10 protein-coding genes are annotated in these 11,918 nt (G+C 40.8%); 6 read left to right on the forward strand and 4 right to left on the reverse strand.

What is annotated here, in order from left to right:
* Positions 1-56: 56 nt before the first annotated feature.
* A complete protein-coding gene (locus ACWNM1_RS02210; protein ID WP_449599528.1) occupies positions 57-461 on the reverse strand; it encodes a hypothetical protein in 405 nt (134 codons plus the stop codon).
* 224 nt (positions 462-685) lie between these two features.
* Between ACWNM1_RS02210 and ACWNM1_RS02215 the strand changes: the two genes are divergently transcribed.
* On the forward strand, positions 686-2,584 hold the full coding sequence (locus tag ACWNM1_RS02215) for an ATP-binding protein (protein WP_449599530.1): 1,899 nt from the start codon (positions 686-688) through the stop codon (positions 2,582-2,584).
* Between the two features lie 114 nt (positions 2,585-2,698).
* Positions 2,699-4,609, forward strand: a complete 1,911-nt coding sequence (locus ACWNM1_RS02220) for an ATP-binding protein (protein WP_449599642.1) — start codon at positions 2,699-2,701, stop codon at positions 4,607-4,609.
* 16 nt (positions 4,610-4,625) lie between these two features.
* Here ACWNM1_RS02220 and ACWNM1_RS02225 read toward each other — a convergent pair whose 3' ends face one another.
* Together ACWNM1_RS02225 and ACWNM1_RS02230 are read right to left on the reverse strand one after the other, a co-directional pair.
* Positions 4,626-4,865: an NHLP leader peptide family RiPP precursor gene (locus ACWNM1_RS02225; RefSeq protein WP_170880314.1), complete on the reverse strand. Its 240-nt coding sequence runs from the start codon at positions 4,863-4,865 to the stop codon at positions 4,626-4,628.
* Between the two features lie 94 nt (positions 4,866-4,959).
* Entirely contained in the window at positions 4,960-5,895 is a 936-nt protein-coding gene (locus tag ACWNM1_RS02230) for a hypothetical protein (protein WP_449599532.1), read from the reverse strand.
* 103 nt (positions 5,896-5,998) lie between these two features.
* On the opposite strand from ACWNM1_RS02230, the gene ACWNM1_RS02235 reads away from it, so the two are divergent.
* On the forward strand, positions 5,999-6,292 hold the full coding sequence (locus tag ACWNM1_RS02235; protein ID WP_076283892.1) for a hypothetical protein: 294 nt from the start codon (positions 5,999-6,001) through the stop codon (positions 6,290-6,292).
* Between the two features lie 41 nt (positions 6,293-6,333).
* On the opposite strand, the gene ACWNM1_RS02240 is transcribed toward ACWNM1_RS02235, so the two are convergent.
* Positions 6,334-8,244, reverse strand: coding sequence for a family 20 glycosylhydrolase (locus ACWNM1_RS02240; protein WP_449599534.1), 1,911 nt, complete (start codon positions 8,242-8,244; stop codon positions 6,334-6,336).
* A gap of 84 nt (positions 8,245-8,328) precedes the next feature.
* Between ACWNM1_RS02240 and ACWNM1_RS02245 the strand changes: the two genes are divergently transcribed.
* From ACWNM1_RS02245 to ACWNM1_RS02255, 3 genes are all read left to right on the forward strand, one after another.
* On the forward strand, positions 8,329-9,183 hold the full coding sequence (locus ACWNM1_RS02245) for an AraC family transcriptional regulator (RefSeq protein ID WP_449599536.1): 855 nt from the start codon (positions 8,329-8,331) through the stop codon (positions 9,181-9,183).
* A gap of 317 nt (positions 9,184-9,500) precedes the next feature.
* Positions 9,501-11,147 carry a sensor histidine kinase gene (locus ACWNM1_RS02250; protein ID WP_449599538.1) on the forward strand — a complete coding sequence of 549 codons (1,647 nt, stop codon included), beginning with the start codon at positions 9,501-9,503 and terminating at the stop codon, positions 11,145-11,147.
* 25 nt (positions 11,148-11,172) lie between these two features.
* The gene (locus ACWNM1_RS02255; RefSeq protein WP_449599539.1) at positions 11,173-11,808 is read left to right on the forward strand and encodes a response regulator; all 636 of its coding nucleotides are present in this window, start codon (positions 11,173-11,175) and stop codon (positions 11,806-11,808) included.
* Positions 11,809-11,918 lie beyond the last annotated feature (110 nt).

The following is an 11,918-nucleotide window of genomic DNA, read 5'->3' on the forward strand; positions in this document are numbered from 1 at the left end:
CTCATATTGAAAAACAAATAAAGCCGCCGGATTCTATCCCGGCGGCTTTATATAGTCTAATCTCCCAGTGATCCATTTAAGACGTCCGTTCCAGGCATGCCATCTACTGGTGGTGAAGCAGGGTCGATGATGGATCCCGGATACACCTCATCTGCATCAGGAATATCTTCCAGTGGCGGATCCTCCTCTTCCATCTCTAGCAGCTCCTCGTCCTCAGCATCATCTATATCGCTGCTTGTTAGTCCTGCCGTTTCAGCAGCCAGGAATGCATCGGATTCTAGTAAGTCATTTCTTTCGAGCGTTTCCTCAGGTTGGTTTAAACCAATATCCGCCGCCAAATATTTATCGCCAACCAACACGGGGTCGGCATCTTCATTGACAACATCTTCTTCATCAATATCGGCTTGTATATAGCGCTCATATACAAAATCGGCTTCAGTTTTATTAGGTGTATCTTCCATAGCCGTTCACTCCCTCAGTAGGATAAGTTTTGGACTTCTCATATGTATCTTTACCCGATTGCCTATGATCGAATCGTTTTATAAATAATAAGGGAAATAACGCCGATAAATAACGTCTTTTTTCGAGAAAATTTACAAGAATAGGCAGGAATAGTGCGAAGGTTGTCGAAATTAAGAATCATATATGATCATTTAAACAACTAATGAATTACTGAGGTGCTACGATGAAGTTGCCAAAACCAAAGATAGCGGCTACTTTGCTATTATTTCTATTGCTAACAGCAATAGTGCCTTACGGTGCGGCGATAGTGAGTGCTGGATCATCAGACTCTGCGCTGCCAAGTTGGGAGATTAGATTTGGAAATACTGAAGCAGAGACTGTCGAAGAAGCTGTAGCAGCTTCAGATGATGAATGGATTCGCGTAACGCCTCATAATAACAAACCAGAGATGCCAAAAGGTACATCCTCAGCGTGGCTCCGGTTTTCTTTGCCGCAAATAAGCGAGAAATCCGCGTTATTCATTAATAAGGTATATGGAAATACCGTCAAAGCTTATGTGAATAACGTGGTAGTATATGATTCTGAGAATAAATACAATTTCAACGGCAGCAAAATTCTAATTCCTTTATCCACAGAAGATGGAGGGAAGGAACTATACATATGGACACACGGAGGAAGCAAGGATTTAGGAATAGAAGGCGAAATAAGGGTAGATCGCTACAGTGAGCTGTTGTCCATTTATGTGAAGCAGGGCTTAATGGATATCATCATTGGGATGACGTTTATCTTTATAGCTATTGTTCTGTTTATTTGTTCACTATTCTTGAGAAAAGGATTTTTTACGGCCGGATTTTTGTTGGTGTTAATTCTCTTATCCATTGGAGTCATAGTGGTTACGTATTCTTCGTTTTTGCCGATCATCCTCGGGGATTATGGGAAAATCGTGCTTGTTTTCTTTGATTTAGCGTTGTACACCTTGTTGCCATCCGTAACCTTTTATTTTGAGAAAATATTCGGTTCAGGGAAAAAACAAATCGTCACCCGATTCCGTAAGTTTCAATTGGTTTATTCTATATTCTGTCTTTCACTAATGGTTATTAATATCCTTCTGTCGTATCAGTTGGAAGACTTTTATAGATTCATGACTGCTGATATTCTAGGCATCATTATGATTGTGCAATTTATATTATTGGTAAGCTTAGCGTTTATTCATACTTATCGCGGCAATAGGGATGCTATTGTTTTTACTACAGGTTTTACAATCTTTGCATTTATATCTCTTGTCGAATTGATCGTATACTACATATCCAGAGAATCCTATCAATTATATTGGTGGAAGTGGGGGATGATGGTTTTCGTATTATCCTTAATCGTCATTCTGGGGAGAAGGTTTACGAGAAACCATGAACAACTCGTTGAATATTCTCGTAAGCTTGAGACGTTTAATAATGATTTACAGCGTTCCGAGAAAATGGAGATTATAAGTGAATTGGCAGCTTCTGTAGCGCATGAGGTACGGAATCCTTTACAGGTAACCCGTGGTTTCCTTCAGATCCTAGGAGAACGCTCAGATTATAAGGAAAGGGAATATATGCAGATGGCTATCGCAGAACTGGATAGAGCTACGGTTATTATCTCAGACTTCCTTACCTTTGCTAAGCCAGGGCTAGAGACCATTGAGAGGCTTGATGTATCCGAGGAGTTACGACATGTGTCGGGTATTCTCGCTCCGCTTGCGAATTTGCAAGGGGGAGTCATTGAACTCAACCTGCAGTCGGAACTCTGCGTAATTGGATCATCTGCTAAATTTAAACAAGCATTTATTAATATTATAAAAAATAGCATCGAAGCTTTGCAGGATAATGGACTTATTAGAGTTACGGCCTGGAAATCCGAAGCCCATGTAATGATCAGTGTACGTGATAATGGAGAAGGGATGAATGGTAGTGAACTGGCCCGATTGGGTGAGCCCTATTACTCTAATAAAACAAAAGGAACAGGACTTGGACTTATGGTAACCTTCCGAATAATTGAGGCGATGGAAGGGACAACTGAGTTTCATAGTGAGAAGGGGGAAGGAACGGAGATTATCATTAAATTGCCAACGGCTAGAAAAAATTAGGAGAATTTAATGATTATTCCGTTTTTTAGAAGGAAAGGGTAGCATAGTGAGCGAAGTAGTAACACACAGAATATTGTTTCTGAAACTTCCTTCTGAGGTGCCTATATGCGCTTGATGGTTAGAATACTCCACATTACAATCACCCTTTCACTCCTCCTGATAGGTTGTGGCTCTATTATTGTATCGGCAGCGAACCCAAATCCATTCCAAGAAATTACAAAGTGGCAAATGAAATGGGGGGATGAAACAGGAAATCCAGGAAAAGAGATTCCGTGGAGTGAAGGCCAGCAAAGCTGGGTGAACGTAGATTCTAAGAAGGAACTCCCAGAGTTACCTTCAGGAGTATCCTCTTCTTGGACCCGCATTTCCTTACCCGATTTAAGTTATGTTTCTCCTTCGTTGTATATCGATACTTTATATGCTCTTCATGTGAGAGTGTATGTGGAGGATCGTTTGATCTTCGAGGAAAATCGTAAATATATCAAGGATAACTATTCTTTGCTGTTGCCTTTAAGTAAAGAAGATAACGGGAAAACACTATATATCTGGACAGAAACCATGCAGGACAGAATTGGAATTAAAAAAAGTGTAATGATCGGTGAACATAGTCAATTAATTAATGAATATATTGAGAATGGACTAAGTGATGTGATTTTGGGCTGCGCTTTTTTTCTGGTGGCTATCGTTCTATTTATAAGTGCTCTATACATAAACAGAGATTATTTCTCCAGTGTTGCCTCACTATCAGTGGTTATAGCGGCTACCGGAATCCTTTCTATAACCTACTCCCCCTTCATCTATACCTTTTACAATAAATTGGGGCCAATTAGTAACGTATGCTTAGACTTAGCCCTTTTTTCACTTCTCCCAGCGCTTACCTTTTTATTTGAGAAATTATTCGGGAGTGGTAAATTCAGTATCATTCGAAAATTCCGTCAATTTCAAGTGCTTTACTCTTCTTTTTGTTTGTTATGTCTTTTAATCAATCTCCTATCAAATAATCGCTATATTGAGTTCTATTATTTTATTTCTACCACCATTATAGGGGTTATCCTTATCCTCCAATTCATCCTGCTGATCGCATGTGTGGTTATGTTCTCTCTTAAAGGAAATAAAGATGCTATTGTGTTTGCTATTGGATTTGGAACCGCTGCGTTTACTGTAGTTGCAGAGCTATTATGGTATTACATCCAAAAAGGCAATTATGATTTGTTCTTGTGGAAGTGGGGGCTGGTTGCTTTCATTATTTCCTTGATCGTAATTCTGGAACGAAGATTAGCCTATAACCATCAACAGGTTGTTAATTACTCTAGAGAACTAGAGCGTTTTAACAATGAATTGGAGCGTTCGGAAAAAATGGAGATCATTAGCGAGCTTGCTGCATCCGTAGCTCATGAAGTAAGAAACCCACTACAAGTCACCCGGGGCTTTCTTCAGCTGCTTAGCGAGAAATCCGTTAACGAAGAGCAAATTTATATGTCAATGGCCCTTAGTGAACTAGATCGCGCATCCAATATTATTACAGATTTCTTAACCTTTGCTAAACCAGAATTTGAGACGATCTCTAGTCTGAATTTATATGATGAATTCAAGCATATTGAGAGTATTATGCAGCCCCTGTGTCACATCAATGGAGGGAAAATGATTCTGGATGTATCCGGACAATTATGGGTAAAAGGAAATTCCTCGAAATTTAAGCAGGCGTTCATTAACATTATCAAGAACAGCATTGAATCATTCAGTGAAGAAGGGTTCATTTATATGTCAGTGTATGGTGAAGATGATAAAGTGATTATTCACATCAAAGATAACGGGGAAGGAATGGACCCTGATGTTCTGCACCGACTCGGCGAACCATATTTCACCAAGAAAAATAAAGGAACAGGTTTAGGATTGATGGTCACCTTCCGCATCATTGAAGCTATGCAAGGTGAAGTAAGATTTACAAGCAAAAAAGGAGTAGGAACCGAATCCATTACTATACTGCCATTGGCAGAAGCTCCGGATGATTCCTACTCCCTATGAGGTTAATCCTGCTGTCTTACCAAGAACCGCGTGGTGCTGCGGTTGCTTTCAATACATCTGATGATGGACTTGGTGGGATTACAAGATAGAATTCATTTGAACCTTCTTCAACGGCTTTCAAGGTAACGCTGTCGGGAATGATTACGCCTAGCGCTTCTTGGAGAGCTGCTTTTGGATCTGCGAGTAGTCTTTGCTTAAAACTTGGATCTTCCCATGCCTTTTGAATGACTTGATTTCTAAGAACTGCTTCTGACATAATAATCACCCTTTCCAAAATGTATATATTTACCTTTAATAATATAACATAGCAATTGTGCTAATACTATTCTTTTTATTACAAAATAATATATTTATTGTATATTTTTTGACAAATAATAAAACAAGCCTCCACCTTGTAAAAGCTGCTTTTCTGCTTCGATAGAATCTGAGATCTGTTGTAAGTTCGTCACCAACATGGAGTGGAATGCTAGGAGATGAGGTACATCTAAGCTGGAAGCCATTACTTTGCGATGCGTATCCTGCGCTAGCTCAGCATAGGTACGTAGTCCGTTTGCTGTAAACAGGAAAAATTCGACCTCTTTTGATGTGAGTGTGGTTCCTTTATCAGTGGATAGATAGCTTCGTGTGAGTGAGAGGAGACAATTATAGCTGCCTTCTGATAAATCTTCGTTCCAGTCTTCATAGTCGTCAAGCATTTGCAGTGTAAGTAGAACAGAGTCGATCACTTCCTCAGACTGCGGTACAAGAGAATCCTTACCAGATAGCAGAAGGGCAGCGGTACTGGATAGTTTGAGCGGGCTGGCTTTATATGAAATCTTGATCCGATCATTAAGAAAATAATCACTGGTGGTTTCATTACTAACACTGTCTGCCCATTGAGCGATATAACGATTGAACGATGTCCAGAAAGAGGAGTCATTCGGAAATAAAAGTCTGTAGATATTCAAAAATTCAACATAGAGTAGGTTCGCTAAAGGTAATCTTTCGTATGTAGAGGATTCTTTGCTGTCCATCAGGTCATCCTGTATGAAAAAATATAGCATGAAGAAGACATTGCCCATCGACATTTGACGGGTAATTTCTGCTGAGAGCCCACAGCTTTTCTGAAGCCAAAAGGGCAATAGATAACATATGTAATTTTTGTGGCTTTCTGCATTGAATACGTTAAAATGTTCAAGATAGGACATGCCTTGTGAATTTAGAGGCTCAGGAAATTCGGAGATGATCTTTCTACTTTCTTGAAATACTAAGCGGAGTTCTTCTTCGTAATCATTTAGCCAATCCATTGCATCCCTCCTACAATAAAATTGCAAAAAACTGGTTCTTTCGCCCTGATTATATCCTTCTCTTTATTCCATTACAACTAAAATTTAGGAGGTTTAAGGACGAATGGAGTGTTATACTTTTGGACAAATGCTTATGACGATTCGAATGGGACAAAAGGCTGAAACGCCAGACGGCCGCATTGTGATGCGTACCTCTGCGGGACTTATTTGGACCAATGGGATATTGAATGGAAAAACAGTAGAAATCAAAGATTATTTGTTCTCTGATCTGTGGCAAATCTATGAGGATGAGGAAAGCATGAAAGAGGGAATTGGCAGAGAAAAGCATGAAAAGCGGGAGCGGGAAATGCTTGAAAATCAATATGAAGAGCTGCGCTTAGCGAGTCGGAAACGTTGAATTCAACGTTCGACTCGCCAAGTGCAGCTATGATAAGGAAATTACTTCGATTTCAATGCTTCGTATTGTCCTCTAAGACGTAGAAGTCTCCAAATACTTTGATCTAAGCCACCGAGTCGGTTGCGCTCGGTCCACAATAGACGATATTGATGAAGAAGAACATTCAAATCATTGATTTGTTCCGTAATCAGATTAGGGTCAATTGAATCTGGCGCGGATGCCAGCTGCAGTTTAATTCTTCCAAGCTGCACAGCGTGCTTCACAAAATGGATTCCGTTACTCAGTTCCTTAAGAACAAGATCAGCATCATCACATTGAAGATCAAGCCCCGAGAGACGTGCCTCTATAGAGAGCATGTATTCTTCGAGATTGTTGAAATGCTCTTCGGTAAGTTTCTCTACAATTAACAAATTGTCGAGATTAGTACGAAGAAGCAGGGACATTTCCGTATCATTTGAACGAATAATCTCGGATTCAAGCTGATAGTAATTGCCGAGATCGAGAAGTAATTGACCAATACCCTCGGAACGATCCGCGAAGATAAATGTATTTAAATATTTTGCAGTGTCTACATCTAGATTGTTATCTACATTCCAGGAAAGTGCAGCACCATAAACATATCCAGTGTAGCTGATTGGGAGATGCTGCCAATGCCCGTGATCACCCCAATCGGTAATGAGATAGCCGATAGAACCATTATTTTTGCCATGAATAGCTGCACTACGCAGATTGGCAAACATATTGTCGCTACGCCCTGTAATGGAGTTCCATGAACTGGTACCTGGGCAGACATAGAAAGGAATGCCTGCTTCACGGAATTTGAGGGTATCCGACTCAAAAGGATGCTCCGCACTGTAACCCCATTCCATAGCAATAATATCTTTAGGCAGGTGAGGGATCAGTTCGGGATGTTGGATAATAATATCGCCCCAGAATTGCATCGTCTTGCCGCGTTTCGTAACAAGCTCATAAATCTTCTGAAGAAAAGATAAATAGATCTGACCTTTGCCTTGTGATTCAGCCAGCGCTTTGCTTTTGCCAAGACCAAGCTCATACGTCTCATCACAGCCTACATTAAATTGATTAGAGGAGAAGTATGGAAGCAGATCGTCGAACATTTTTTCTAGCAGAGGGAGTACGGCAGGATCTTCGGTATCAAACGTACCGGGATGCATAAATAGTCCTTCTGGATATACATCCCCCATGTACAATTCCTTGGGAAGCATAAATCCCTCTGGAATTTCGGCTAAAGCATTGAATTCAGGACGGGAAAGCCAGCCTTCCATATGTCCAAAGCTGTTCTGGTTTGGAACAAGCTCAATATAACGCGCCTTACAGTAGGCATCTAGAAGCAAGATTTCCTCTCCTGTGATTGGAGTCTCAAGCTCCCACACTTGAGGGAAAGATTCGTACGCGAACGGCGTACCTTCTATATATAGCTGAAGCTGGTTCATCTTCAGATCGGCCATAAGGTCAATGATTCGGTACAAGGTTTCCTGCTTTGGAATTTTATTGCGGCTGATATCAACGGTTATCCCTCTAGCTCCAAAATCAGGTTCATCGCGAATATGCAGATGAGGAATAGATCTGCCGCTTTGTTCAATGATTTGTTTCAGAGTGGCTACTGCGTAGAAGGCACCGACAGGTGAGCTATAGGAGACAACGATACCGCTCTGATCAATAACTATTTCGTATGCCTGCTCAGATAATGACGGCACATAGCTAAAGATACAAGCGGATACAACCGTTGGACGTGTGCCAATAGATAAGGTCAAATGAAGATTTAAGGCTTGTTTAATCACAGCTTTCAGCTTTTGTGCAGCAGGCATTGAACTTTGCTCTCCCGTACTAGGAAGCACAATGCTTCCGCTTATTGGGAAACGGTATGAGCCTTGTGACAATGTGATTTCACGCGGATTAGGCAGAAGCAGTAGTGTAGAATGATTAAGCATAGCGTGGACACCTCTTATTCATGTAGAATATGATCAACTTCACAATAACCTTATCACTACTAAACAGAGGGGGGAATGTCTATAATGTCCAAGCGCATGGATTATATGATCAGTCCATATCCAATACGAATTATTGATCCGAAGGTTGAGTCCTCTAAGCTGAAGCTTAAAAATATTAGAGTAGGACAAGCCGGCCATTTGCCTGGAAGAACGTTATTCCGTTCAGGCGTAGTTTTTGAACACTGGGCTATTGTTTACATAGTATCAGGTGGTGGCACCTATATGGAGACTTCGGGGAAAGAACAGCCGGTGCGTGAAGGCAGTTTATTCTTTTTTCGCCCAGGATATAGTTACAATTTCGGTCCGCCACCTGGAGGGAGCTGGGATGAGTATTATATTAATTTTAATGGGACAAGAGTATCGGAATGGTTGGAATCAGGTCTAATCGCTGGTGGTAATGTGTTCCAAGCGAATTCGGTCAAGGGTCTTTCGGCCTTATTTGAAGAAGTGCTGAAACGAATGGAAAGTGGAGAACCGGCAGATGCGGATCGGGCCGCCCTACTCGTTGAAAGAATGCTATTGGAGTGTTCTTTTATAATAGAAGAAAAAAGTTGGAATGCTCAGGCAGATTATATGCGTCAGATTCGGGAGGACCTGAATTTATGCATTTATGGTGAAATGGACCTAGAGCAGATTGCGGCTAAACATCATATCTCAATGTCTACACTTCGTCGTCTTGTTCGGCGTAGTAGCGGGTATCCGCTTCATGAATATATTCACCGTCTTAAAATGGCAGAGGCCAAAAAGCTGCTTCTCAACACCTCATTACAAGTGAAAGAAATATCAGGTATGCTACATTATAATGATCCGTTCTATTTTTCACGTTTATTTAAAAAATATATGGGGATTGCACCACAGCTTTGTCGAAGTAACATATAAATCGACATCATACTACTAGAGTCCCAATGAGAATTGTTATAATTGTATAATTTTTGTCGTTTTATAAGATATGTTGAAAATTATGGATTTATATTACATAAAAACGTTAGTTCTTATTAACTATAGTGGATAAAATGACAAATTTTAGGTATAAAACCCCCTCGAAAAATAATAAATTTTTTGTAACTATTTTTCAAATGGAAGCGCAAACATGGGAAATGTCAACTTGTTATTGTGATTTTTCTCATGTATGATGCTTTTATCGAGCACAGTACAATCTCGCATTTTCCAAAAAAACTGGAGAATAGGGTGGTGGGATGAAAATCAAACCAACTGCAGAAGACAAACTGATTGAGTATTACAGGTACTTCTCTTTGTCCCTCACATCGCTCATGTATCTTCTAGATAAAACGGGACCTGCCGTAATTTATAAATTCCTTGTTATTGCCATACTCTTTCTGTTTGCACAAACGTTCTCATTTTTTTATCGGAGGTTACAAAGCAGGCCAAAGACTCTCGTCCTGGCTGTTAGTATAGAGATGGTGGGAATTATTGCATTGACCTTGTTTACCGGTGGGTACGAGAGTTCCTTTAGGCTCTATGTGCTAAACCCTGTATTGATTGCTGCAGGCTCATTGTCCATTTATTTTGGATGGTCGCTGCTTTTAAGTTACATCAGTATTTTTGCGGTGCTCTGTTATTTTTTTATCAATTCTGCGAACAAAACTTTTCTGGAAATTGTATTTGTAAATGGGAATCTGTTTCTAACACTGGTACTTACGGTTATAATAATGCAGATCGTTAATCGGATGAAGCGGCAACGTGAAGAATCGAATGCTCGCACGAAAGAGACGATGGAGCATATCAAATCGCTGTACCATATCGTGGAAACCTCAAGCCAACATGATTTCATGAATATCGGTCAAGTGATCACCGATTATGTTGTTAAGCTAACGAAGCTAGATAAGGCTTTGTTTTGGTTCGCCAAGAAAAGCGGAGAACCAGCACCGCAGAGCAGGCAGACCGGCTGGCAGCAGGAAGAGGAACAGTTCTTATTCTCAGAACTGGGAAAACATGAGCATGAATGGAGATTGCAGCGAGAGCCTATTTTTAGAAATCTTCCGGGATTAGGAGATTTCCTGCTGATGCCTGTACGGATGAGCACCCGATTTGTAGGGATGATTGGACTCAAGCTGGAGTCTACAGAGGGGCTGGAAGGCCGCAGATGGTATATTCAACAATTGATATTCTTATCTGAGCTAAGTGCGAATATTCTTGAAAGGCATGAGCTTGGTGTGATTGAGAACCGGTTGATCATCACGAACGAACAGAACCGGATTGCGGATGAAATGCACGACAGTGTATCCCAGAGCCTTTTTGGTATTGTGTATGCGACGCATTCGCTGAAGGAATCGTGGAAGAGAATGTCAGATCATGAGCTAGAAGAACAAATTGAGCTTATTCATGACTCTGCTACAAAGGTTGCTAAAGAACTGCGGATTACGATCTACAGTCTTAGCTCCAAGAAGAGTGGCGGGCCTACATGGCTCGGTATGGTAAGATCACATTTGAAGAGCTTATCCAGATTAAATGATGTTGATATTGAATTAAAAATAACGGGGGATGATTTTAGTCTCCCTTATCCTTACCACAAGGCGCTTTTTCGGATTATCTCTGAAGCCACTGGAAATGCCATCAGGCATGGTGCTGCCAGTCGAGTGGATGTAGAACTGTCTCTGAAGCCGACTTGGATCCGATTATTGATTTGTGACAATGGTGTTGGTTTTGATACTGATTTGTTATGGATTGAATCCGAAGATAGTGCAAGTGGGCTTGGTATGAAGAATATGCAATATTTGACGCAGTCGCTAGGTGGCGACTTCCAGCTGTCCAGTAATGAAAATATGGGAACGAGAATCTTGATTTCCATTCCTGTGGGTGTAGCTGAATTAAAGAATGCATAAACTTTAGGGCGGGAGGTCGTTTCTAATGAAAATCGTCATTGTAGATGATCATCCTCTAGTTAGAAGAGGGCTGGCATCCGTTATTTCGATGCAACCGAATGTGAAGTTTGCTGGAGAGGCGACGAACGGCCAAGAAGCGCTTCTTGTGATTGAGGAGACGCAGCCTGACCTTGTACTCATTGATCTTAAATTAGCGGATGAATCAGGACTTGATGTCATCAAGAAAGCGCGTGCTCGTGGAATCGTTAGTAAGTTTATTCTGCTGACATCATCTGCAAGCAGAGAGGATTTTCTGAAAGCTGAGGAAGTGCTGGTAGACGGATATGTATTGAAAGAGGCATTGCCAGAAGAGTTACTATTTGCTATCCAGTTGGTCCATAAAGGAAGAAAGTATTATGATCCTGGTCTGATGGAAGATAAGATGCGAATGAGTGAAGGCAGTCCGACAGATGAATTGACCCCGAAAGAGAAGGAAGTCTTAATCGAACTAGGACAGGGCGCTTGCAACAGAGAAATTGCCTCACGTCTTTTTATTAGTGAATTTACAGTGAAAAAGCATGTCAGTCAGATTTTGGCGAAATTACAGGTGGCAGATCGTACACAGGCAGCGCTTTACGCAAATGCTGTCGGATTGACCAAATATGAAATGTCTTATGAGTGAAAGTTGAACTAATTTATAAGCATTGTACATAAACACGGACTGGATGTCCGTGTTTTTTTGTGCGTAAAAACTTAAAGTAGCCCTAAATATGGCGCTAAAGTATACCTTAC

This window comes from Paenibacillus sp. Marseille-Q9583 (assembly GCF_976954365.1).